Below are 24,058 nucleotides of genomic sequence, written 5' to 3' on the forward strand. Positions count from 1 at the left end.
GGCCGCACGGCTGGTAGGATACAGGCAGCTTCTCTGCGAGGGTCCGATGGCCATTGATCCCGTATGCGGCATGACGGTGGACGAGGCGACAGCACCCGCCTCCGCGGAGCACGGCGGCAAGACCTATTACTTCTGCGCCCCGGGCTGCAAGCGGACCTTCCTCGCCGATCCCGAGCGCGTGCTTCGTGAAGGGCCCAAGGGCATGGCCGCACCGCCGATGGTCACGCTCCTGCCGAAAGCCAGGCGCGAGGCCAGTGGCGAGAGGCGAGGGGCACCAACTCCCCGCTCGCCGCTCGCCGCTCGCCGCTCGCCCAGTCAGACGGCGACCATCCCTATCGAAGGCATGTCCTGCGCCTCCTGCGTCGCCCGGATCGAGGACGGCCTGCAGGCGACGCCTGGCGTCCTGCGCGCCGCGGTCAACCTGGCTACCGAGCAGGCGACCGTCGAGTTCCAGCCGGACGTCACCAGCCTGCAGACCATCGCCGACACGATCCGGGGGCTCGGCTACACCCCGGTGACGCCGCCGGCCGCCCCTGCGCATCACGCCCGCACCGACGCCCCCGCGCACGAGCGCCAGGCGCAGGCCACCCAGACGCTCAAGCGGCGTTTCCTCGTCTCGGCCGGGCTGACCCTGCCCGTCATGGTCCTCGGCATGTCGGAACACCTGGGGCTCCCGATCCCGCAGACGGTGTCGTTCTGGCTCCAGCTCCTGCTCACGACGCCGGTCCAGTTCTGGGCCGGCTGGCCGTTCTATCGGGGCGCGCTCGCTGCGGCCCGGCACGGTTCCACCGACATGAACACGCTCATCGCCGTCGGAACGTCGGCCGCCTACCTCTACAGCCTCGCCGCCACCGTCGCGCCCGGCCTCTTCACAGCCGGCGGCCTCGCGCCTGCGGTGTACTTCGACACCTCCGCCGCGATCATCACCTTGATCCTGTTCGGGCGGCTCCTGGAGGCGAGAGCCAAGGGGCGGGCGTCCGAGGCGATCCGGAAGCTAGCCGGCCTCCAGCCCAAACAGGCGCGGGTCATCCGGGACGGGCGCGAGCTAGACATCCCGATCGAAGAGGTCAAGGTCGGCGATCTCGTGATCGTGCGGCCCGGCGAGAAGGTGCCCGTGGACGGTATCGTCCGCCAAGGCATCTCAGCGGTTGACGAGTCCATGCTCACCGGCGAAAGCCTGCCCGTGGACAAGCAGCCGGGCGACCCGGTGATCGGCGCGACCCTGAACCGGACCGGCAGCCTCCGGATCGAGGCGACGCGGGTCGGGGCGGATTCGGCCATGGCCCGGATCATGCGGATCGTGGAGGAGGCGCAAGCGGCCAAGCCACCGCTCGCCAAGCTGGCCGACCGGGTGGCCGCCCACTTCGTCCCGGCCGTCATCGGCGTCGCGGCGGCCACGTTCCTGCTCTGGCTCTGGCTCGGGCCGGCTCCGGCGCTCACGCACGCGGTGGTGAACTTCGTCGCCGTGCTCATCATCGCCTGCCCCTGCGCCTTGGGTCTGGCGACGCCGACCTCGATCATGGTCGGCATCGGCAAAGCCGCGGAGCACGGGATCCTGCTGCGGGGCGGCGACGCGCTCGAGCGCGCGCATCGGCTCACGACCGTCGTGCTGGACAAGACCGGCACGCTCACGCGCGGCGAGCCGTCGGTGAGCGCGGTCGTTCCGCTCGCGGCCGACTGGCCAGTGGACCGGACCGTTGCGCTCGCCGCCGCGGTCGAGCGAGGCTCCGAGCACCCAGTGGGCCAGGCCGTCGTCAAGCACGCGCAGGCGCGCGGGCTCACGATCGAAGAGGAGGTGGAGGACTTCGCCGCCGTGCCCGGGCACGGCGTCCGCGCCAAGGTCGGCACCGGAGCCGGCGCCTCGACTGTCCTGCTCGGCAACCTGCGGCTGCTGGAGGCCGAAGGCGTGCCGGTCCCCCCAGAGGCACAGCGGAAGGCCGAGCAATTGGCGCAGGCGGGCCAGACCGTCATGTACCTGGCGGTGCGGCCCGCCGCCGCGCGGGAGGGCGGCGAGCTCGTCGGCTTGATCGCGGTCGCCGATCAACTGAAAGACCACGCGCGCGAGGCGGTCGAAGCGCTGCACCGGCTGGGCCTCGAAGTGATCATGCTCACGGGGGACAATCCGCGCACCGCCCAGGCCATCGCGAATCAGGTGAAGATTGACCGGGTCGAGGCTGAGGTTCTCCCGGAGCAGAAAGCCCAGGTCGTGGGAACACTGCAACAGGCAGGCAAGGTCGTCGCCATGGTCGGCGACGGGATCAACGACGCGCCGGCGCTGGCCCAGGCCGACGTGGGTATCGCGATCGGGACGGGCACCGACGTCGCGATGGAGGCGGCGCCGGTCACGCTTATGAGCGGCGACCTGCGGGGCGTCGTTACCGCGATCGCGCTCTCCCGCGCGACCACGACTAATATCAAGCAGAACCTCTTCGCCGCGTTCATCTACAATGTGCTGTTGATTCCCGCCGCTGCCCTCGGCTACCTCAACCCCATCTGGGCCGCCGCCGCCATGAGCCTGTCCTCCGTCAGCGTCGTTGGCAACGCCCTGCGCCTCCGACGATTTACGCCGCCCCTGTCCTGACTGTTCCTCCGCAAGGCCGGTCCCCTCTAATTCCCCCCTTGTCGAGCCGCCCTCAAACCGGTCGGGACAAAAAAGTCGTCAAAACGGGACAAATGACCCTACCCGACTTTCTCAGTCTGGCGTACCACTGTGCGGGCGCTTTTGTGCCTAGGCCTCGATCTGCCTTGGCAGCGCCTGAGGGAGATCCAACCAGAAGGGCCGATCGCGCCTCAGCAAAGGAGGGAGGGCACTATGTCTACGAGAGCGTCCCGATGGAGGGCCTGGCTGGTCGGCGGTACGGCGGTTTTTCTCTGGCTTTTCATGGGGGCCGGCGAGCAGCCTGCCTCTGGCTTCGACGGGGAACCCCATTCCGGCACATTCAAGACCTGGGCCGTCGGCGCCAGCCCACTGAACGGGTTCGATCCCCATGAAACCATCGATGATGTGGCGGGCTTGACCGTGCACGTGGGTGCGCCGGCGATGGTGACCTCGATGGAGAACACCTGCGGCGGATTCTGCGGACTGCTGTTCTGGAACCCGGTGGCGAACGCGTTTAAGACCTATTGTGTGACCGGTGGCTTCCAGTTCGCTCTCGACATTGACCGACGGGCCGCCTCGGGCGCCCCCTTGACGTTCGGCGGCGGCGACACTTGGGCTACGGTTCACGGCAACTCCGCGTTCAGCCCGTATATGAACTTCGCCGGCAGCGGGAGCTTCCGCAGATGGGATGTCAGTGCTTTCGGGGCAACCAGCATCCGGGTCGATCAGTCCAATGGAAAGGTGTACTTCGGGAACAACTTTCCTGGTCAACTCATCGAGCTGGATCCGCCGACGGGCGCAGTGAGAAAGTGGGACGTCGGCAACAACCCCTACTTCCTGGTCGTTGAGAGCGGGATCGTCTTCGCCACCGCGTTTGCCGATGGCGGCAAGCCGGATCAGATCCTCCGTCTCGACCCGGCGACCGGGGAGCTCAAGCGCTGGACGATCCCGACGCCCGGGTTTGCGACGGGAGGGTTCGGCATGCCCAACAGCATCGCCAAAGACGCCGAAGGGAGCCTCTGGTTTACCGTGACCGGGGCCAACCTCATCGGTCGCCTGCGGGCCGGACCGGATGGGAGCCTGGGCACGGCGGACGATGTGATCGACGAGTACACGAAGGCGGGCATCGACATGCCCCACGCTGTCGCGGCATCGGGCTCCGGCTCGACCCTGCAGAGCTTTTTCACCGAGGCGATGGCGGATAAGGTGAGCGTGTTGACGGTCATGGCGGCGAGCCCGACCAGCACCACCGTGGCTCCGAGCACGGAGATGCTGACGCCCACCGCCTCCACGGCGACGCCCGTGGACTTCAGCCCGAGCGTCCTCGAGGCCACGATCACCCCGGTCGTCACGCCAGTCGCCAGCACGGATCCGAGCGGCATCGATCGCTTCCCCATTCCGCCCGGCACATTGGACCCGACAGGGATGACCCGCGTCGCCTTTCCGAACACCGTGTTCGGCTCCATGCACGGCAGTGACCACGTCTTCGAGTTCAAGAGCGATGTGATCGTGGCCCCGCCCCCGCCGCCGCCCGGCACGGCGAAGGGTCGCATGACCGGCGGCGGGAGCGTCATGAGCAGCACGGTGGGCCGCGTGACACACGGGTTCGAGCTTCACTGTGACGCGACCAAGAGCCCCAACAACCTCCAGATCAACTGGGGAAAGGGCAACAAGTTCCACCTCGAGAGCCTTACCATGGCCTCCTGTAGCGACGACCCGGCCATCGCGCCGAACCCGCCGGCCGCTCCGCTGGACACCTACAAAGGCGAGGGGACCGGGCGGCTGAACGGTGTCGCCGGCGCGACGGCCAAGTGGACCTTCACCGATGCGGGCGAGCCGGGCAAGAGCGACATGGCCACGATCGAGATCAAGGACGCGAGCAATACCGTCGTCCTCAGCGTCTCGGGCACCCTTCGGAACGGGAACCACCAGGCGCACGCCGACTGAGGACCTCAGCGATCCTTCACCGGGGAGCGGGCCGGCCCGCTCCCCTTCGCGGCCCTGTCACGCCACTCCGCTACCACGTGCCAGTTGCCCGCTAGCATCAGGAACGCCCTGCGCCGCTGGTTGGCGCACCTGCCACCTGGGAATTCTCCTCCCCTTATCTTGACCCCTTCATAGCGGTTACAGTACAGTTCCTACCTACGAGTTCGGCTTCACCCGCACCGCACCGGAGGCATCATGCCGGACCGGTCCCTGGCTCGCGCGGATGCCTGCCGTGTCCATCCCGCCTTTGCCCAGCATCCGTGCGCCAGCGGATCGGCCACCTCGACCAAGGAGACCACCTGTCTCTTCGCCCGCGCCACCCTGATCATTGCGCTCACCTGCTGGCTGTCACCCGCCATGACGCGAGCGGCGTGTGGCAACGGCCAGCTCGCCGCCGAGCCGCAGTGGACCGTCTGCTTCACCCCGCCGGACAACTGCACCGAGCGCATCGTCACCGTGCTGAACGAGGCCGAGACCTCGGTGCTCGTCCAAGCCTATTCCTTCACCTCCGCCCCGATTGCCCAGGCGCTCGTGGACGCGCATAAGCGCGGCGTGGCCGTCGAAGTCCTCTTGGACAAGAGCCAGCGGCGGGACCAGTACACCGTCGCCGACTTCCTCGCCCATGCCGGGGTGCCGACCCGGATTGACGCCGAGCACGCCAAGGCCCACAACAAGATCATGATCGTGGATGGGCGGCTCGTCATCACCGGCTCCTTCAACTTCACGAAGGCCGCCGAGGAGTCGAACGCCGAAAACCTGCTGCTGGTCACGGACAAGGCGCTCGCGCAGAAATACGCCGACAACTGGCGGACCCACGCCGATCACTCCGAGCTCTACGTCGGCAAGGCAGGCGCTCCATGACCGCCGCGCGGCTCGGCGTCCTCACGGCATTGCTCGCGACCACCCTGTCCGCGGCAGGCGGCAAGGTCGCCGCGGGCGAGCCCGTCCCGGTGGAGATCATCGCAGAGGACACCTACACCTATGGCGACGGCGAGAGCCTGGTGCAGGCCCGGCAGACCGCGCGCACGCTGGCCGTTCGCAAGGCCGTCGAGCAGTATCAGGTGCAGATCCGCTCGGCCTCGACCATCAAGAACGCGCAGACCGTCGAGGACCTCGTTCAGACGCTTGCACAGGGTCGCGCGGGCAACGTGACGGTGCTGGAGCAGACCGAGCGGGGCCGGACCATCCATACCAAGGTCAAGGTCACCATCTTGCCTCTGGAGCCTCATGGGAGCCTCGAGCAGGAGGCACGCTCCGCCAGCGGCGCCCGACGGAAGGACGGCCGGCCCGGGGACCTGGACTGCCAGGACTTCCCCAGTCAAGCCGCCGCGCAGGCCGAGCTGCGGAAGGACCCGTCCGATCCGCACCGGCTGGATCGGGACCGCAACGGGATCGCCTGCGAGAGCCGGCCGGGCCCCTACGACCGGACACCAGTTCCGAGGGGACGGCGGCGCTGAGCAGGGTCGAGCGACGTGAAAGGACAAGCATTGTGCTGTGAGCCTCTAACCGAGGGGGTGCTCCGATGATGGCCTGGATCCAGTCCCTGATCGTCCTCGCGGTGCTGTTCGGCGCTGCCAACGGTGTCGAAGCCCAAGTGGTGTCCATTTACAACCAAGGCGGCGATCCCACGTCCATGCTCGTCGAGGGCGCGCTCAAGCGCCACCTCCGGGCGGAGGGCTACCAGGTCAAGAGCGGGACAGTGGACGGCTTCCTGATCATCCTCAGCGCCATGGAAGCGAAGACCGTCAGGGGAGAGCGGTTCGGCGTGTTCGGCAGCGTGCTCGTGGGGTCCGTGGATTGGAGCGAATGGGCGGACTCCCTGGTCGCAGAGGGATGCAACAAAGAGCTGGCGACCGAGGTCAAACGGTATCTGGGGACAGAATTCGTCTACATAGACAACACCATCGCCACCGCCGCCAGCGAGGAAGCGCTGGCCGAGATCCTGAGCACCTTCGTCAATACCTCCGTGCGCAACGGCGCCAAGAAGGTCAACACCCTGATGAAGCAAATTGAAGAGGCCTCGCAGCGGCGCCAGCCGATGCGATAACGAGATGAGAGCCACCACAAGGCCCACACCTGCGTGTTCGGGACCGTCCGGGTTCGCGCGCCGCGGGCTTCGCGGTCGAGAAGTCCTGCTGCCCGCCACGCTCTGCCTCGCTCTGACTGGCCGCCAGTCCTTCCGTGCAGAGGTGGGGCACGGCAAGGATTTCTGGCCGGGTCTTGAGGCCTCGATTCCGTACGTGGCGCATCTGGGCCTTGCCTATCCGGGAGGCTTCCAGTACGCGGGGCATCATGACGACAGGGGCTGGCACGCGGGACGGACCGATGAACATTACGAGCACAGCGCGCCCTTGCCCCTCGTTGCCGACTGGGCCAACGACCGCTCCTTGCGGATTTCCTCGAGGCTCAAGGCGGATGCCCGGGGATCAGCATCGAAGTGATGGGCGCCAGCACTCCGGCGCCTTGACCCGGCCGTCGTGCCGAACGCCGGGCGGGGGAGGCTAGGCACTCGTCCCCATGCGGGTGGCCTCGACGAACTGCTCGGTCGCGTCGTCCAGCGCGCGGCCTTGCCGGCCGCGGGCGCTGTGGATGTAGAGGAGGTTGGACTTGACCTTGTCCTGGTGCGGCGGGGGAAGGCTCATCTCGTACTTCACGGGGCGCTGGTGGTCCGCGAGCTGCAGCTCGGGATCATAGACGCTGTTGAACTTCCAGAGCATCTTGACGAAGTTGATCTGCCCGCGCAGGAGGTGGCCGATCGCGATCTTCGCCGTGTCCTTGAGCGCCGCCCAGCCGAGGTGCTTCATGTTGAGCACCTGCTGGGTCTTGACCAGCTCCTCGTAGAACTCGCGGAGCGGGAGCGTGGTCGGCAGCACCACGTGCTGGATGTCGAAAAGCCGGTAGTCGCGGGTCTGGATCTTCCGGGCTTCCGTATGCCAGGTCTCGGTCCCCGGATAGGGTGTGTTCACGCTGATGTTGACGATCTCCGGGATTTCCAGGCACCACTGGCGGACGACCTCGAAGCGCCGCTTGTCCCAGGAGGGATCGGCGATGAGGTTGATCGCGACCGTGATGCCCAGCGAGCGGGCGTACTCCAGGGCCTCGAAGTTCTTTCCGAGCGAGATGCGCTTGCGGTGCATCTTCAGGCCGTCCTCGTCGATGGCCTCGATGCCGAGAAACATGTACTGCAGGCCCAGCGTTTTCCAGAACTCGAAGACCTCCTTGTTCCGCAGCAGCACGTCGCCGCGGGTCTCCAAGTAGTACTGCTTCTTGATGCCCTTCCGAGCGATGGCCTCCCCGATCTCGAAGCCGTGCTTGGCTTGGATGAAGGCCACGTCGTCCACGATGAAGATCCCCGGCTCCTTGATCCGTTCGAGGTCCTCGATGACCCGGTCCGTGCTGACGGCGCGGTAGCTGCGGCCGTAGAAGGTCCAGGCGCTGCAAAAGGAGCAGTCCCAGGGGCAGCCGCGCGTGAACTCGATCGAGGCACAGGGGTCCAGCACGCCGATGAAGTACTTGCGGCGGTGGCGGAGCAAGTCGCGGGCGGGCCGGAGATCGTCCAGGCTCTCCACGAAGACCGGCGGCGGCCCCTCTCCGTCCAGCGCCACGACGCCGGGCACCTTGGTGATCGCTTTGCGGTCGTGCGCGATCGCCTGAAGAAGCTGGGGCAAGGCCGCCTCCCCTTCGCCGCGCAGCACGCAGTCAATCGCCCCCTCCCCGTGAGCCAGGAAGTCCCGGGCGACGAAGGACGCGCTGTGGCCGCCGACCACGATGAAGGCCCCGGGGAGCTGCCGCTTGCTCTCCTTGGCCAGGTCCACGATCTCCGGCACGTTCGCGAGATAGTTGCACCCGAAGGCGATGACATCCGGTTGCCACCGGTCGAGCAGCTTGAAGTAGTCGCGATGCGTCTCCACCTGCAGGTCAATGAGCTGGACCGCGTGGCCGGCCCGCCGGGCCGCCTCCGCCACCAGCTCGACCCCCAGGGGCTCCAGGCGGAGATAGATCTTCGTGTACATGAGCGGGCCCGGATGGACCGCCAGGACTTTCATCGGAGCGTCACCCTTTAGAAGGTTCGCGCAGGGACGACCGCCGGCACTGGCCGGCCGTGCGCAGAGCTCGCGAGGGGGCAAAGGCCCTCAAAGGCTCCTGCTTATACTCTTTTTCGGTTTAGGGAGTCAACGTATGCCTACCAGCAGCGCTTTCAACGCCCGCGCATTGGCGACCGCGTGGCCCTCCGCGTCGTTGTTGAAGTAGGCGTACACGTCGAGCCCGTTTTTCAAGAAGCGCCGCATGGCCCGGGCTTCCGCCGCCAGCTCCGCCTCCGTGTAGCGGGAGGCGAAGAGCTTGGTCCGCCCGTGGAACCGGAAGTAGGCGAAGTCGGCGGTCATCACATCGCGGCGGGGATACCGTGGCGAGTCGGCGATGCACAGGGCCGCGCCATGCCGGCGGAGGAGCCGATAGACCGGCTCCACAAACCAGGACTCGTGCCGGAACTCGAAGACCAGCCGCAGCCCGGTCTTTCCCTGCGCCGCCTCCTGCGCGAGCGCGAGGAAGGCCGCCAGCCGCATCTCGTCCTTCGCCCAGCTCGGGGGAAACTGCAGCAGGATGGGCCCCAGCCGCTCCCCCAGCGCCCGCGCGTGCTCGACAAATTTGCCCCAGGGCTCCTCGACTCCCTTGAGCCGTTTGATATGGGTCACCAGGCGGCTCGCCTTCACGGCGAAGACGAAGCCCTCCGGCACCTGGGCCGCCCAGTTGGCGTAGGTCTGAGGCTTGGGGAGATGGTAAAAGGAGTAGTTGACCTCGGTCGTGCCGAACTCGCCCGCGTAAAAGGCGAGATAGCGCCGGCTCGGCAGGTCCTCCGGATAGAAGGTGCCCCGCCAGCCCGGATAGTTCCAGCCTGAGGTCCCGACGAACGCCCGTGCCATGGGTTGATCCCCCCATGCGGGAGCCGGTGCACCGGCCCGCCTGCCTCGTCACGGCGCGTCAGGGTGAGCCGCCCCGGGGACCCATTCGCACCAGGATGCCCTCGTCGGGCCCGAGCCGCACGCGGGCCGAATCGAACGGCCCCCACCGGACCCCGGGATCCGTCGAGAGCAGCAGCTCGCCCTCCCCGCGCAGCGAGGGCAGCGCGAAGGTCTGGCCCCGGTCGGTGAAGTTGACCGCGACGAGCACGCGCTCGGATGCCGCCTCTCTGAGATAGACGAGGCAGTCATCGGGCGCCTCGGGGACCTCCCGGTAGGCGCCGAGGCGCAAGGCCGGCGAGGCCCTCCGCAGCCGGATCAGCCGCCGGTAGAGGGCGAGCAGGGAAGCCGGGTCCGCGGACTCCGCCGCCACATTCACCCGCGCAAAGTCGGGCGAGACGGGAAGCCACGGCGTTCCCGTCGTAAAGCCCGCGTGGGGCGACGCATCCCACTGCATGGGCGTCCGCGCGGGATCGCGTCCTCGCCGGAAGGGCCAGTAGCGGCGGGTGAAGGGGTCGCGAAGCTGGCTCCGGGTCAGGCGGACGTCGCCCATGCCGATTTCCTCCCCGTAGTAGAGGAACGGCGTGCCGCGCAGCGTGAGCAACAGGAGCGCCGCGGCGCGGGCGCGGCGCGCGGCGCCCGCCGTATCCGCGCCGCGGCCGTAGCGCGTGCGGTGGCGCGACTGGTCGTGGTTGCTCAGCACCTGGGTGGGCCAGGCTCCAGGCGGCACCGCCCGATCCCACTCGCGGATGACCTGCCGGAACCGATCGGCGCGCCAAGGGGACTTGAGCAGCCGGAAATTGAATGCCAGGTGCAGCTCATCGCTCCCGTCCCCGTAGAAGACGGCCGGGCCGCCCGGCGTATCCGCGGACGCCTCGCCGATCAGCACGGCTTCCGGGTATTCCCGCAGCGCCAGCCGGAGCTCACGCAGCACCTCGTGCGTGTCCGGCTGGTCCCGGTCGTAGCGATGCACCTGCCGCGTGTAGGCGCGCAACCCAAGCCGCCGGGGATTGTCTGGCCAGCTCGTGTCCTTCCCGATCCAGTTGATCGCGTCGAGCCGGAAGCCGTCCACCCCCCGCTCGAGCCAGAACCGCACGACCGCGAGCATGGCCTCGCGCACCGCGGGGTGGCGCCAGTTCAGATCTGGCTGCTCCTTCAAGAAGGAATGCAGGTAATACTGCCCGGTCCGCGCGTCCCACTCCCAGGCCGGGCCGCCGAAGACCGATTGCCAGTTGCTCGGCCTAGTCCGCCACCACCCACCGAGGCGCCGGCGAGGCTCCGCCCAATAGTACCAGTCTCGTTTCGGGGCGGCGCGGGAGGCGCGCGCCTCCCGAAACCAGGGGTGTTGATCGGAGGTATGGTTCAACACGAGATCGAGGATCACGCGGATGCCGCGCCGATGGGCAGCCTCAACCAGCCGATCGAAGTCCTTCAGGCTGCCGAAGCGGGGATCCACGTCGCAGTACTCGGCCACATCGTAGCCAAAGTCCTTCATCGGCGAGGGGAAGATGGGCGACAGCCAGACGGCGTCCACGCCGAGACTGTCCGGCTCGCCGTTCAGGTAGCCCAGCCGAGCCACGATCCCGGGGAGGTCGCCGATGCCGTCCCCGTCGGAATCCTGGAAGCTCCACGGGTAGATCTGGTAGATCACCGCACCCTGCCACCAGGGTAACTCCTGCGTCATGCGCCTGCCCACACCTCCGCGAGCCCGTCACGCGGCCCTGCAAGAAACCGCCCTTCGGCTTCGTCCTGCCGCAACCCCGTGGTAGAAAGGAAGGAGGGCTGGCTGGATGCCTGCACCCCGATGGACACGCTGACCGTCCCGGACACGCTTCCCTACCTGTTGGCCATCCTGGGCCTGCTCCTGCTCTGGCAGCTTCACGAGATCCAGGTTCGGGCCGGACGCATCAAGGCGGTGGACATCCTCCGCCGCGACGGCGTTCGCCTGCTCATTCATCTGACGCCAGACGACGGCGCCGCCTGCGACGCCTGTCGGGCTGCGAGCGGCACCGCGTTCCTGCCCGTCTTGTTCGCCCGCAAGCCCTTCACGCCGATCGAGGGCCGCTGCGCGAACCCGGCCGGCTGCCGCTGCGTGACGATTGGGCTCGCCGGGACCTGGCCGGAGGCCGAGCGTCTGGTGGCCCAGCTTCGCCTGACGCAGGGGCGTCTCAGGCTGTCCGCGGAGCAGCTCGACCGGTTGCTCGAGGGCACGCAGGCGCGGCGAAGCGGCACCGTGGCGGACCAGGTCTCCCTCTGCGTCCTCGGGGCGCTCCGTGCCGAGGGCCGAGACCCGCAGTTGGCGATCACGCAGTATCGGTTCGCGATCGAGCATGCGCAGCAGGATCGGGATCGCCCCCTGGCTCTGGCCTGCTACCCACGGCTGGCCGATCTGCTGGAGCGGACCGGGCGGTACCAGGAGGCGCTGGGCCTCGTGGACCGATTCCTCAGGACCCACGCGCAGGGCTCACGAAAGGCGCCGGCCCCGACGGAGGCCCAACTGGCTCTCATGTCCCTCCGCAAGACCCGCCTGATGACCGCGCTGCGGCAATCGCAGCCACCGCCCGCCCGCCCTGCCTGACCTCGCCTGGCCCAGCCAGTCACAGCGGCGGGCTCAGCGCGCCGAGGGGCGCGCGCGCCCGCGCGGTCAGGTTGATCCGGCCGTGCTCCACATCCCGCAGAGCTTGCTCGTACCGCTGGAGCGTCCCCAGATCGGACCAGTAGCCTTCCATACGGTAGCCCGCGACGAGCTCACCCATCCGGATCGCCCCGACGTACGCGTCAATGATCGAGGACTCGCGGCCGGCCGGCACGTCGCGCAGCAGCCGCGGGTGGATCACGTGGACGCCGGCGAACATGAGCCGCTCCGTCTGACCGGGGGCAGCCAGCCCCCGGCCGTTGATCCGGACCACCCGCTGCCCGGCCGCCACTTCCACGACCCCCCATTGCTCCGCGTCGCGGTCGTGGCGCAGCACCATCGTGGCGAGCGCCCCTCGTTCCTCGTGCAGCCGCGCGACCGTGCCGAGATCCACCTCGAGGAGGGTGTCGGCGTTCACGACCAGGAACGGCTCCCCGCCAAAGAAGGCTTCTACTTGCTTGATCCCGCCGCCCGTGCCTAGCAACACCGGCTCGCGCGAGTATTCGATATGGAGGCCGAGCTGCCCCCCATCGCCCAGTTCCTTCTCGATCAGATGGCCCAGGTGATGGAGATTGATGACCACCTCGCGGATGCCGTGCTGGCGGAGCAGGAGCAGGGTCCAGACGATCAGCGGCCGGCCGGCGATCGGCAGGAGCGGCTTGGGGAGGCTGTCGGTCAGCGGGCGCAGGCGCGTGCCCAGCCCTGCCGCGAGGAGCATCGCCTTCATGCGTGGCACTCAGCGCCCGGCGAAGAGCCAGTCGCCCCCAGACCCGGCTTGCCGCTGGCCATTCGCTGTTCGCTACTCCAATTCCGGCACATAGGGGCTCAGGTGCTTGCGCAGCGCGGCCAGCTCCGGGTACTTGGCGAGGTTGCGGCGGACGTAGCCCAGCACGCGGGGCACGTCGGCGAGGAACTTGGGGTTGCCCTTCACCCGGTCAATATAGACAAACCGGCCCGCGGCCTTCAGGTTCCGCTGGATGCTCGTCAGGTCGTGGAGCGTCCGGAAGCCTGCCCGGTCGGAGACCGGCCGTCCCGCCGCGGCCATCCGGTCCAGGTAGTAGGCGAGCAGCTCCTCGATCAGCGCCTCGTCGAGCGCGATGTAGGCGTCCCGGAGCAGCGAGGCCAGGTCGTAGGTGGCTGGCCCCATCAGCGCGTCCTGAAAGTCCAGCACCCCCAGCCGGCCGGATTCGTCCCTGTCCGTGCGGGGACCGGCATCGCACACCATCAGGTTGCGCGAGTGGTAGTCGCGGTGCGTGAACACCCGGGGCGCCGCCGCGAGCCGTTCGGCGATCCGCCGAAACTCGGCCCGGATCGCCTGCGCGTCCTCCGCAGGTATCGGCGCCTGACGCCGGGCGAGCACCCCGTACTCGAGGAAATGCTCGAACTCCCACATCAGCAGGGGCACGTCGAAGGCGCGGTGAAAGGCCAGGCACCCGCCGTCCCGCCGGTCGGACGCCTGCACCTGGATCCGGACGAGCCCGTCAATCGCCCGCCGATACAACCCCGCGACGCGTTCGGCCGGCGCCCCCTCGCAGGCCTGAACGAGCAGAAGGTCGCCGAAGTCCTCCAGGTACAGCAGCCCGGCCTCCTGGTCGTAGTGGTAGAGCGCCGGCACGGCGACGCCAGCCTTGGCCAGGTGCCGCTGGATATTGATGAACGGCAGCTCCGTGATCGGCACCGTAGTCCCACTGAGCGCCTCCTCGGACTGTTTGAAGGCCTCGGGCTCGGCAAGCTGCATGAGGATCACGGAGGCCGGCGGGCCGCCAGCGAGCGCGAGGCGGAAATAGCGGCGGTTGGAGGCGTCCCCGGCCAGGGGCGCCATCGCGATCAGCTCGGCGAGGAACGGCAACCTGGTGCGCACGGTCTCGGCGACCCGGACACGGTCGGGTGGCGCCAGGTCCTGTTTCGGCGGCGAGGGCTGAATCATGGCCATCCCGCGCGCATTATACTTCGCCACGCGTCATCCGTCATCCATCATCCGTCATCGGTCATCCGTGCCGGAAGAAAGACCCGACCCGCTTCTGCGCGAGCGCTTGTGCAAGCTCGGAGAAACGGGGTATCCTTCGGCTGCGATGCTCCAGATGCTCGCCAGCCTGTTGAAGGTCCTCAATTCCGAGACGGAGCCCGGGCAGATCAGCCTCGCCTTCTGCTTCGCGATGATCGCCGGCTTCACGCCGTTCTGGAGCCTGCACAACCTCCTAGTCCTGTTCCTCGTCCTCGTCATCCGGGTGAATCTCTCGGCCTTCCTGTTGGGCCTCGGGGTCTTCTCCGGGCTGGCCGTCGCGCTGGACCCGCTCTTTCATCGGATCGGGCTCGCCGTGCTGACCGCTCCGTGGCTCGAGGGGCTCTGGACCGCCCTCTACAACTCGACGCTCTGGCGGCTGGAGCGGTTCAACAACTCCATCGTGATGGGCAGCCTGGTCGTCTCGCTCGCGCTCTGCGCGCCGCTCTACGCGGCCCTGAACTGGGCCGTTCGCCGGTACCGCGAGCGCGTCATGCAGTGGGTCCTCAAGACCCGGATCATGCAGGCGTTCACGGCCAGCCGGTTCTACCAGCTCTACCAGAACGTCTCGGGCTGGGGAGGCGGCCTGTGACGGCGCGCCCCACCAAGCCCGGCGGCCAGCCCCCGCCCCCTTCCGCAGCCTCCCCAAAGAAGCCGCGGCGCAAGGGCTGGATCCGCTGGCCCGGCGTCGTCGTGTTCCTCGTCCTCGTGCTGGGTCTCGGCGGCATCTGGGTCCTGCTGGTGGACGCTGCCATGAAGCGGCTGATCGAGCGGACCGGCACCGCACTCGTCGGCGCGAAGGTGGAGCTGGACGCCGCCGACCTCTCGCTGTTCCCGCTGGGCCTCACGCTGACCCGGCTCCAGGTCACGAACCCCGAGGCGCCGATGACCAACGCCGTGGAGATCGCCCGGATCGCCTTCACGATGGACGGGCTGAACCTGCTCCGCCGCAAGGTCCTCATCGAGGAGCTGGCCGCGGAGCGCATCCGGCTCAACACCCCGCGGACCAGCTCCGGGGCGGTCGCCAAGCCGGTTAAAAAGGCCCCGGACAGTCAGGCGGAGCTCTTGGCCGGCGTGAAGCTCCCGCCGCTCCAACTCCGGGACCCGCGCGACATCCTCAAGCACGAAGCGATCGAGTCGCTCAAGCTCGTCGAGTCCGTCCGCGCCGACGTGGCGGGCGCGAAGGACCGGTGGCAGAAGCAGCTCGCGGCCCTGCCGGACAAGGCTAAATTCGACGGGTACAAGAAGCGCCTCGAGGGCCTGAAGTCGGCGGGGAAGGGCGGCCTCGGAGGCATCCTGGGCGGGGCCAGCGACGCGCTCGCCATCCAGGAGGACCTCAAGCGCGACCTGGAGCAGCTCCAGGCCGTCAAGAAAGAGTTCGAGGGCTCGGTCACCCTGCTCCGGAAGCGGGTGGAGGAGGTGCAGCAGGCGCCGCAGGCGGACTTCCGCCGCCTGCGGGACAAGTACGCGATCTCCCCGCAGGGCCTGGCCAACCTGAGCGCGGCCGTACTCGGGGGCCCGTTGGGCGAGTGGACCCGGACAGGGCTCCGCTGGTACCGGAAGCTCCAGCCGGTCCTGATGCGGAACGCCGAGCGCAAGGCGGAGGTCGAGGTCGTCACGCCCCTGCGCGGCGCGGGCGTAGACGTCCGGTTCAAGGAAGTCGCGCCGCGCCCCGACTTCCTGATCCGCACCGCGCGGGTCTCGCTCGAGATCCCGCAGGGGACGATCAAGGGCGTGGTGCGGAACATCACGCCGGACCAGGACGTGCTCGGCGCGCCGCTGACCCTCGAGCTGGCGGGGGAGCAGCTCCAGGGCCTGCAGGCGGCCAAGCTGACCGGCACGTTCAGCCGGGTCCATCCGACCAGCCCGAAGGACGAGGTGCAGCTCCTCGCCCGGGGCGTGAGCCTCGGCTCGCTGACCCTGGCGGCGGGCACGGACTTGCCCCTGACCCTGCAGCAGGGGTCCGCGGACCTGGATCTCCAGGCGACGGTCGCCGGGCAGGCGCTCGATGCGGGCCTGTCGGCACGGCTCCAGTCCCTCCAGATCGCGAGCGGCGCGAAGGCCGACGCCGGCGCGCTCCAGCAGGCGATCCAGGCAGCCCTCGCCGACGTCCACGGCTTCTCCGTGAAGGCCGGGATTACCGGCACGCTCGACCAGTACGAGGTCCAGCTCTCCTCCGACCTCGACCGCGTCCTGCAGGAGGCCGTGGGCAAGCAGATCCAGGCTCAGCTCGCCAAATTCGAGGCCCAGCTCCAGGCCGCCATCATGGAGCAGGTCGGTGGCCCGCTCGCCGAGCTCCGGGGCAGCCTGGGCGGACTCGACGGGATCGCCGCCGAGCTGGCCGGCCGGCTCAACCTCGGCAAGAACCTCCTCCATCTCGCCAAGCCTGGCGGCGGCGGTGCGCCGGGCGGCTTCGCGCTGCCGTTCTGAGCCGATCCGGCTCCGCCAGACCCGCTGGAACCGGAGGCTTGGCACTGAACATGACGGGAGCAGGCAGGATGCAGTACGTTCACCTGGGCCGCTCGGGTTTGCAGGTCAGCCGGCTCTGTCTCGGCACGATGAACTTCGGCCCTTACACGGGCGAGCCGGAGAGCTTCGCGATCATGGACTGGGCGCTCGAGCTCGGGATCAACTTCTTCGACACCGCAGACGTCTACGGCGGCCGGCGCGGCGAGGGGCTCACCGAGCAGCTCCTCGGGCGCTGGTTCGCGCAGGGTGGCGGCCGCCGGGAGAAGGTCGTGCTGGCCACCAAGGTGTACGGCCGCATGGGCGACTGGCCGAACGAATCCAAGCTCTCGGCCCTCCACATCACGCGCGCCTGCGAGGCGAGCCTGCGCCGCCTGCGGACCGAGTACCTGGACCTCTACCAGATGCACCACGTGGACCGCGCGACGCCCTGGGACGAGATCTGGCAGGCGATGGAACGACTCTCCCGGGACGGGAAGATCCTCTACGTGGGGAGCAGCAACTTCGCCGGCTGGCACCTCGCGCAGGCCCAGGAGGCGGCCCGGCAGCGTCACTTCCTCGGCCTGGTCTCCGAGCAGAGCCTGTACAACCTTACCGAACGGACGGTCGAGCTCGAGGTGATTCCCGCCTGCCAGGCCTACGGCATCGGGCTGATCCCCTGGAGCCCGCTGGCCCGCGGGCTGCTCGCCGGCGGCGCGACGCCTCCCTCCCAGGGCCGCCGGGCCTCGGAGGAGGTGCAGCGGGAAGCGCAGGAGCGCCACGCGCAGCTTGCGGCCTACGAGCAGCTCTGCCGCAAGCTCGGCGAGCAGCCAGCCGATGTGGCGCTGGCCTGGCTGCTCCACCAACCGGCCGTGACTGCCCCGATCATCGGCCCCCGGACCGTGGAGCAGCTCGACCAATCCCTCCGGGCGCTAGCGATCAGCCTCGCCAAGGACACCCTGGCCGAGCTGGACCGGATCTTTCCCGGTCCCGGCGGCCCAGCCCCGGAAGCCTACGCCTGGTAGCGTCGCGCCCCCACTCCTTCAGGGATTCCTACTCAAGGTTTTCCGGTAACATTCCGACTCTGTTGCGAGGCTCTGTGCTCCGTCCTCGCCCTTGATCGAGGCCGGTTTCCCTGGATGCACCACAGGAACGGGTCCTCCGCCCGAGGAGGCCCTATTGCCCTTGGAGGCTCGCCATGGCCACCATCGCCGACCTGTGCCAGAACGCCAACGTCCCCATGTTGCTCGCGGACCATCGCGGGATCGTTGTCGGCATCAACGACTCCTTCACGAGCGCCTTCGGGTGGACCGCCGACAACCTCGTCGGCCGGCCGCTCACCACGATCATTCCGCGCGCCATGCACGACGCCCATAACCTGGGCTTCTCCCGCTTTTTGGCCACCGGCCAGCCCAAATTGCTCAACCAGCCGCTCGAGCTGAAGCTGGTCGCCCGGGACAGGCGGGAGCTCGCCGTCGAGCTGCTGATCACCGCGGACCAGCAGGACGGCCAGTGGGTCTTTGCCGCGTCGCTCCGGCCGCTCGCGGCGCGGGCGTGACCGAGAGACCGGGCATGGGCGCTGATACGCACGGGCTCATCACTTCGCTCCGGGCGACGCTGGGCAAGATGGAGGTGACGCTGGACGCCATCGCGGAAGCCATCGTCTGGACCGACGGTGACGGGGTCGTCCAATGGTGCAACGCGACCTGCGACCGCCTCGTCGGCCGGCCGCACCTCAAGGTCTTGGGCGCCAAGCTGACCACGCTCCTGCCGCTGGAGCGGCACGGGATCGTGCTCCCCCCGGAAGACCATCCGGTGACCCGCATCCTGGCCGGCGACTGCGAGGGCCGCGACACCTACGAGTTCCGGCAGGGAGACGCACGACTGGCGCTGGAAATCGCCGGCGCCTGCACCCGCTTCCGCGACGACGAGAAGACCGCCATTCTGGCCATCCGCGACGTCACCGAGCGTCAAGCGGCGCAGGCGCGCCTGGACGAGCTGGCGCACTTCGATCCGCTCACGGAGCTGCCCAACCGCCGGCTCTTCATGAGCCTGCTCACCCACACCCTGGCGCGGGCCCGCCGGACGGATCGGCTCCTGGCCCTGCTGTTCATTGACCTCGATCACTTCAAATTGATCAACGACACGCTGGGGCACGGCACGGGCGACCTGCTGCTGCAAGCCGTGCCGCAGCGGTTGCGGGATTGCCTGCGGGCCAACGACGTGCTGGCCCGGCTGGGCGGCGACGAGTTTACCCTGATCCTGGAGGATCTCCAGGGTCCCGACGACGCGGCCTGCATTGCCCGCCGAATCCAGGAGCGCCTGGAACCGGCCTTCATGATCGGGGGCCATGAGGTCTTCGTCACCTGCAGCATCGGCATCGCCCTATATCCGACCGATGCCGCCGACGGAGACGGCCTCCTCCAGTGCGCCGACACCGCCATGTACGTCGCGAAACGCCAGCGTGGCGCGGTCCGGTTCTACTCGGCAGAGATGCACCGGGCGACCACAGAGCGCCTGGCGATCGAAACGGGGCTCCGGACGGCCCTCCAGCGCAACGAATTCCTGCTGCATTACCAGCCGCTGGTGGAGGCGGCCAGCCGGACCATCGTCGGGATGGAAGCGTTGATCCGCTGGCAGCATCCCGACCAGGGATTGCTCTTGCCGAGCGAGTTCATCGCGATTGCGGAAGACACGCAGTTGATCGTCCCGATCGGCGAGTGGGTGCTCCGCACCGCGTGCAGGCAAGCCGAGGCTTGGCATGCCCTGGGCTTTCCCCTGCTGCGCGTCGCCGTCAACGTCTCCCTGCGCCAACTCGAGCAAGCCGACTTTCCGAAGACCGTCGCGCGGATCCTCAAGGACACCGGCCTGCCGGCGCGCAATCTGGAGTTGGAGCTGACGGAGCGCCTCCTCATCGAGGATCGGGGCAGCGTCATGGCCACGCTCCGGGCCCTGAGCGAGATGGGCATTCACCTGGCCATTGACGATTTCGGGACCGAGTACTCGGCCCTGGGGTACCTCAAGCGCCTCCCGATCCACAGCTTGAAAATCGACCGATCCTTCATCCGGGAGATCCCAGCCGACGGGGACGATGCCTCCATCGTGAAGGCGCTCGTCGCCATGGCGCACTGCCTGAACCTGAAAGTGATCGCCGAAGGGGTGGAAACGGAGGCGCAGGCCGCGTTTCTCGAAGCCGCCCGCTGCCACGAGCTGCAGGGGTACCACTTCAGCCAGCCGGTGCCGCCCGACGACTTCGCCAAGTTGATGGCCCGATCACGGCGGCGCGCCGGCGGGGTCCTCGCCGCCCCCGTTCCGGCATGAAGGGCCTGGCCTGTGGGATGGATTCGGCCAGGGCCTCGATGTCCTGATCGCTGCGCCACTGGGGTCGGTCCTTCGAGCAATGGCCGGTCCCTGTCTCGAATTGCTGCAAGAACCGGATCAGCTCGATAGGCCCGCGTTCCCGGGCCAAGGCGGCGCGGCCGGCGGCGGTGAGGGGACCTCGGATTCAAGATTCACAGGGAGACAGGGCTACAGCCCAGAGGGTTACCTCGGAACGTCCTGGGCACAGCGGAACCCGATCTTGACGTCCCGGTTCGGCGGTCGGACCCCGTCCCGGGCCGCATATTCCCATTCGGCCTCGGTCGGCAGCCGCTTCCCCGCCCAGCGGCAGTAGGCCTCCGCGTCGTGCCAGGAGACGGAGACGACCGGATGCTCCCGCCAGTTCGAGACGAACACCGTCTGGCCCCCCCTCCGGCTGCCGCCAGGAGGCCCCGCGGACTTCCTGCCAACCCTTGCCCCCGACGAACGCGACGGCCGTGCTCTCCCGTTCCGCCGTCGTCTGGTAGCCCGTCGCGCTCACAAACCGCTCGAACAGGCGATTCGTCACCTCGTAGACGTCCAGGTAGAAGGCATCGAGCGTGACCCGGTGGCGCGGCAGCTCCGCGCTGATAAGGCCCCGGCACTCAGATTCATCTTCATATTTGCCGACGACCCGTTGGCACTCGTCCACCACCCGCTCGACCTCGTCCTCCGTACTCCCCATCCAGAAAGTGCCGGCGGGGATCAGGACCATCGGCGCCCCGTCCCGGCCGGTGATCTCCCGCCCAGCCTGCTGGGGCGCGGCAGAGGCCGGCACCTTGGCTATCTGGATCTCCTGCTGGATCTGCTGCTTGAGCGCCTCCGCCTCGGCGCCGTGGGGGGGTGTCCTCGGGAAAGTCCGCGAGGAACTTCTCCAGCGCGGCGAGACGCCGCGCCGTTGCGAGGCTGCGGTTGCCCGCAAAGGCCCGGACCTTCGCCCACGACTGCTCCCGCTGCTCGGTCCCAGCTTGGCCAAGGTGTCCAGGTGCTCATACACGCTCACGTCCACGTCCTTGCTCGGCGACAGCAGGAGCGTCGGCGCGCTCGGCATGGCCGGAGCGGCTGGCGCCACCCGAGCCACCGGCAGGGCCGCCCGTGCACCCAGCAGCTCCTTGCCCGGTAGCAGGACAGGCGTCTGCTCGCGGTTCAGCTCCTCCACGGCCGTCTCCGCCACCTGCTTGCGGACATAGGGATACAACTCCCGCACCGTCACCACCCCGTCGTGGTCCTGATCGGCCGCGCCCTGGAGCCCTGTCAGCAGCGCGTAGGTGAAGAGCCCGTGCCTCGCCTTGTCGTAGTCCGAGCTGATCTGGTCCCCGGTGGACGCCGCCAGCACTACCACCTTGCCCGCCGCCAGGAGGGAATGCTCCAAGGAGAGCCCCATCGGCCGAGCGCCGGTGGCCAGCACGGAGCGGCCAGCGGCCCCGGAAAAGCACGAATCTAGAAATACCAGCACGTTGGAGGCGGGCAGCTTGCCAAGCGTCTCTTCCAGCTCCTTGAGGGGATAGAGGCCGTCCGGATAATCGGGCAGACCGTCCCAGGGCACAATGGAGCCGGACTGGATCTGCACATTCGGCGTTCCGTGCCCGGCATAGTACACGTAGACAATCGAAGGGGGTTTGACCCGCCTCTGGAGCCATGGGCCCAGGGCGTACCGCAGGTCACTGAGCGTCGCCTTGGCGTCAGTCAGCAACCGGATGTGCGACTTCGGAATCCCCGTCTGGGTCTCCAGGAGCTTCGCCATCGCTTCGGCGTCCTTGACCGCGTAGGCCACCTTGGGAATGACCTCTTCCCGGTACTGGCTGATCCCGATCACGACGGCGTAGGCGTCGGGCTGGCTGAAGTCGGCGGCAGCCGGCGGGAAGGCGAGCACAGCGGTCACACCGCCCAGCAGCAGTCCGCTGAGGAGAGCCTGACGCATGGCGCCCCTCCTTCCGATGACGAGAAGGCCCCGGACATCTCTATGGTAGGCAATCCAAGGGCAGTGAAGGCAAGAGTCTCCCCATACGCCGAACGGCGTACGAGGAAGGCTCTCGCGCTCGAACCAATTGCGAGACTACGTCTTCGCCGTGACGCCCCGATCGGCGGTGGAGAGGGCCTCGATTGGCGCTTGCCCGTCTTCGAGGCCAGCCGGTATCTGCTCGCCTTCGATGGCCCGCCTGCCGCGCTGCGGCGCAGACAGGCGCGGCGCGGCTGCTAGTGGAACTCTGGCGTTGGAACCGATGTGGAGCCCGTTGACGAACGCCCGGCCAACGGATAGAGTAGTGACGTCACTACCTGCAGAGGAGGCTGGCGCCATGCGCATGGGGTTGCGCGAAGCGAATCAGCACTTTTCCAAGGCGGTCAAGCTCGTGAAAGCCGGCGAAGAGGTCGTGCTGACGGAACGCGGTAAACCGATCGCGGTGATCAAGCCGTTGCACGGGGACGCCAGGGGTGAAGTGCTGATGCGGCACCTCGAAGCGAGCGGGGTTCTGCGCCCCGCGTCCAAGCCGTCACCGCTGCCGCCCTGGACCCCGCGCCCACTGCGGGGAAAGCCGTTGTCCCGGACGCTGCGCGAAGAGCGCGACGCATCGTAATGCGGCCGGCCTGGGCTTATTTCGATACCAGCGCGCTGCTCAAGCGCTATGTCCGGGCGGACACCTCGGCGCAGGCCCGGGCCCTTCTTCGACGGCATCGGTTGTTGTCCTCGGCCGTTTTTCCGGTCGAGCTGATGTCGGCGCTGAGCCGTCGCCATCGAGCCGGCCACCTGACCGACCGGCATTTCCAGGCGATCATCGCTCGCCTCCGACAGGATCGCGCCTATTGGGAATTGGTGGAAGTAAGCCCCCAGGTTCTTGCGCAGGCTGAGGACTTGGTGCGCACCCTGGACCTTCGCACCCTGGACGCGATCCATGTCGCATCGGTGATGACGGTTCAGGTCGCCTCCGGCATCCGCATCCCGTTGGTCACGGCAGACGCACAGCAGCGGAAGGCGGCCGAGCTGGTGCGGCTCTCGATCTTGTGGGTCGGTTAAGGTGGCATGGCTCTCGCCGGCGCTCGACCGGGAGGTAGCCGTGATCCGGCCTGCGTGTTGGAAGGGATCGAGGGAGCGAAGCCGACGGGCTCCCCGCCAACGAGGAGGCGCCGAAGCGAGAGCGCGAGAAGCTCCAGCGCCTGATCGGCCAGCAGGCCATGGCGATTGAGGTGTTTAAAGTCGCATCGGCTTTGGCCCGCTTCTGGAACCAGGGCCCCAGCCCAGACCGCAGGTCACTGAGCGTGGCCTTGGCGTCGGTGAGCAGCTTGCCATGCGACTTCCCGATCCCGATCCACGACGGCGGAGGCGTCCGGCTGAGCGAAGGCGGCGGCCGCTCCCGGTTGAAGGAGCGGACGCCCTGTGCAATACTGCGGCGCTCCCGCGCAAGAGCAACCAAGCGAAAGGCGAGGGATGAAAACGGTCCGGCTCTGCTTTCTCTGGCACATGCACCAGCCCCTGTACGTGGACCGAGCGACGGGCGCCGCCGCGATGCCCTGGGTCCGTCTGCACGCGATCAAGGCCTATTTCGACATGGCCTTCCTCCTCGAGCGCGTTCCCGCGGTCAAGGCCACGTTCAACTTCACGCCGTCGCTGCTCCTGCAGCTCCGGGACCTGGCAGCAGGCACGAGCGGCGACCTCTTCCTGGAGCATGCCGCGCGCCCGGCCGCGGACCTGACGCTGACCGAGCGCGCGTTCATCCTGCGCCACTTCTTCGCCGCGAACTGGGACACGATGGTCCGCCCCTGGCCGCGCTACCACGATCTCCTGCTCAAGCGGGGTACCGACATCCGGAAGCTCGACTTCGAGCGGGCGGCGCGCCAGTTCTCGACGCAGGAGCTGCTCGATCTCCAGGTCTGGCACAACCTCGCGTGGTTCGGGTTCGGCGCCGTCGCGCGGCACCCGCGGCTCGCCGAGCTGCGCCTGCAGGACCGGGGGTTCACCGAGGCGGACAAGCGGGAGGTGCTCGAACTTCAACGGCGGGTCATCGGCGAGATCATCCCCCTGTACCGGCGCCTGGACGCCGTTCTACCATCCGATCCTCCCACTGCTCCTTGACTCGGCA

Annotated in this window: 20 protein-coding genes; 14 read left to right on the top strand and 6 right to left on the bottom strand. The window is 68.3% G+C overall.

The window, feature by feature from the left end; all coding sequences use genetic code 11:
* Positions 1–46 precede the first annotated feature (46 nt).
* The 5 genes from ACWHYQ_RS03110 to ACWHYQ_RS03130 all read left to right on the top strand — a co-directional run bounded on the left by ACWHYQ_RS03110 (position 47) and on the right by ACWHYQ_RS03130 (position 6,632).
* The gene (locus ACWHYQ_RS03110; protein ID WP_447974293.1) at positions 47–2,581 is read left to right on the top strand and encodes a heavy metal translocating P-type ATPase; all 2,535 of its coding nucleotides are present in this window, start codon (positions 47–49) and stop codon (positions 2,579–2,581) included.
* Positions 2,582–2,812: 231 nt separating this feature from the next.
* Positions 2,813–4,546, top strand: coding sequence for a hypothetical protein (locus ACWHYQ_RS03115; protein ID WP_447974294.1), 1,734 nt, complete (start codon positions 2,813–2,815; stop codon positions 4,544–4,546).
* Between the two features lie 234 nt (positions 4,547–4,780).
* Positions 4,781–5,446 (top strand): phospholipase D family nuclease, encoded by a 666-nt coding sequence (locus ACWHYQ_RS03120; protein ID WP_447974295.1) that lies wholly within the window; start codon positions 4,781–4,783, stop codon positions 5,444–5,446.
* A complete protein-coding gene (locus ACWHYQ_RS03125; RefSeq protein ID WP_447974296.1) occupies positions 5,443–6,042 on the top strand; it encodes an excalibur calcium-binding domain-containing protein in 600 nt (199 codons plus the stop codon). The genes ACWHYQ_RS03120 and ACWHYQ_RS03125 overlap by 4 nt, the downstream gene beginning before the upstream one ends.
* Positions 6,043–6,107: 65 nt before the next feature.
* On the top strand, positions 6,108–6,632 hold the full coding sequence (locus ACWHYQ_RS03130) for a hypothetical protein (RefSeq protein ID WP_447974297.1): 525 nt from the start codon (positions 6,108–6,110) through the stop codon (positions 6,630–6,632).
* Positions 6,633–7,086: 454 nt separating this feature from the next.
* Here ACWHYQ_RS03130 and hpnR read toward each other — a convergent pair whose 3' ends face one another.
* From hpnR to ACWHYQ_RS03145, 3 genes are all read right to left on the bottom strand, one after another.
* Positions 7,087–8,631, bottom strand: a complete 1,545-nt coding sequence (hpnR, locus tag ACWHYQ_RS03135) for a hopanoid C-3 methylase HpnR (protein WP_447974298.1) — start codon at positions 8,629–8,631, stop codon at positions 7,087–7,089.
* A gap of 126 nt (positions 8,632–8,757) precedes the next feature.
* Complete coding sequence (locus ACWHYQ_RS03140; protein WP_447974299.1) at positions 8,758–9,507, bottom strand: DUF72 domain-containing protein; 750 nt, start codon at positions 9,505–9,507, stop codon at positions 8,758–8,760.
* A 58-nt stretch (positions 9,508–9,565) separates the two neighbouring features.
* A complete protein-coding gene (locus ACWHYQ_RS03145) occupies positions 9,566–11,227 on the bottom strand; it encodes a glycoside hydrolase family 13 protein (RefSeq protein ID WP_447974300.1) in 1,662 nt (553 codons plus the stop codon).
* A 120-nt stretch (positions 11,228–11,347) separates the two neighbouring features.
* Between ACWHYQ_RS03145 and ACWHYQ_RS03150 the strand changes: the two genes are divergently transcribed.
* A complete protein-coding gene (locus ACWHYQ_RS03150) occupies positions 11,348–12,121 on the top strand; it encodes a hypothetical protein (protein ID WP_447974301.1) in 774 nt (257 codons plus the stop codon).
* A 19-nt stretch (positions 12,122–12,140) separates the two neighbouring features.
* Here ACWHYQ_RS03150 and ACWHYQ_RS03155 read toward each other — a convergent pair whose 3' ends face one another.
* Entirely contained in the window at positions 12,141–12,905 is a 765-nt protein-coding gene (locus tag ACWHYQ_RS03155) for a nucleotidyltransferase family protein (RefSeq protein WP_447974302.1), read from the bottom strand.
* A 72-nt stretch (positions 12,906–12,977) separates the two neighbouring features.
* Entirely contained in the window at positions 12,978–14,135 is a 1,158-nt protein-coding gene (locus ACWHYQ_RS03160) for an aminoglycoside phosphotransferase family protein (protein WP_447974303.1), read from the bottom strand.
* A 124-nt stretch (positions 14,136–14,259) separates the two neighbouring features.
* Between ACWHYQ_RS03160 and ACWHYQ_RS03165 the strand changes: the two genes are divergently transcribed.
* From ACWHYQ_RS03165 to ACWHYQ_RS03185, 5 genes are all read left to right on the top strand, one after another.
* Complete coding sequence (locus ACWHYQ_RS03165; RefSeq protein ID WP_447974304.1) at positions 14,260–14,772, top strand: TIGR03546 family protein; 513 nt, start codon at positions 14,260–14,262, stop codon at positions 14,770–14,772.
* The gene (locus ACWHYQ_RS03170; RefSeq protein WP_447974305.1) at positions 14,769–16,610 is read left to right on the top strand and encodes a TIGR03545 family protein; all 1,842 of its coding nucleotides are present in this window, start codon (positions 14,769–14,771) and stop codon (positions 16,608–16,610) included. The genes ACWHYQ_RS03165 and ACWHYQ_RS03170 overlap by 4 nt, the downstream gene beginning before the upstream one ends.
* Positions 16,611–16,678: 68 nt before the next feature.
* Complete coding sequence (locus ACWHYQ_RS03175; protein ID WP_447974306.1) at positions 16,679–17,650, top strand: aldo/keto reductase; 972 nt, start codon at positions 16,679–16,681, stop codon at positions 17,648–17,650.
* A 173-nt stretch (positions 17,651–17,823) separates the two neighbouring features.
* Positions 17,824–18,183, top strand: coding sequence for a PAS domain-containing protein (locus ACWHYQ_RS03180; RefSeq protein WP_447974307.1), 360 nt, complete (start codon positions 17,824–17,826; stop codon positions 18,181–18,183).
* 14 nt (positions 18,184–18,197) lie between these two features.
* Positions 18,198–19,946, top strand: a complete 1,749-nt coding sequence (locus ACWHYQ_RS03185) for a putative bifunctional diguanylate cyclase/phosphodiesterase (RefSeq protein WP_447974308.1) — start codon at positions 18,198–18,200, stop codon at positions 19,944–19,946.
* 184 nt (positions 19,947–20,130) lie between these two features.
* Here ACWHYQ_RS03185 and ACWHYQ_RS03190 read toward each other — a convergent pair whose 3' ends face one another.
* Positions 20,131–21,903 (bottom strand): caspase family protein, encoded by a 1,773-nt coding sequence (locus ACWHYQ_RS03190; protein ID WP_447974309.1) that lies wholly within the window; start codon positions 21,901–21,903, stop codon positions 20,131–20,133.
* Between the two features lie 376 nt (positions 21,904–22,279).
* On the opposite strand from ACWHYQ_RS03190, the gene ACWHYQ_RS03195 reads away from it, so the two are divergent.
* The 3 genes from ACWHYQ_RS03195 (at position 22,280) to ACWHYQ_RS03205 (ending at position 24,051) form a co-directional block, all read left to right on the top strand.
* Positions 22,280–22,558: a type II toxin-antitoxin system Phd/YefM family antitoxin gene (locus ACWHYQ_RS03195; RefSeq protein ID WP_447974310.1), complete on the top strand. Its 279-nt coding sequence runs from the start codon at positions 22,280–22,282 to the stop codon at positions 22,556–22,558.
* On the top strand, positions 22,558–22,995 hold the full coding sequence (locus ACWHYQ_RS03200; RefSeq protein ID WP_447974311.1) for a type II toxin-antitoxin system VapC family toxin: 438 nt from the start codon (positions 22,558–22,560) through the stop codon (positions 22,993–22,995). The genes ACWHYQ_RS03195 and ACWHYQ_RS03200 overlap by 1 nt, the downstream gene beginning before the upstream one ends.
* 411 nt (positions 22,996–23,406) lie before the next feature.
* Positions 23,407–24,051: a hypothetical protein gene (locus ACWHYQ_RS03205; RefSeq protein WP_447974312.1), complete on the top strand. Its 645-nt coding sequence runs from the start codon at positions 23,407–23,409 to the stop codon at positions 24,049–24,051.
* The last annotated feature ends 7 nt before the right edge of the window (positions 24,052–24,058 follow it).

This window comes from Nitrospira sp. Kam-Ns4a, from assembly GCF_965152595.1.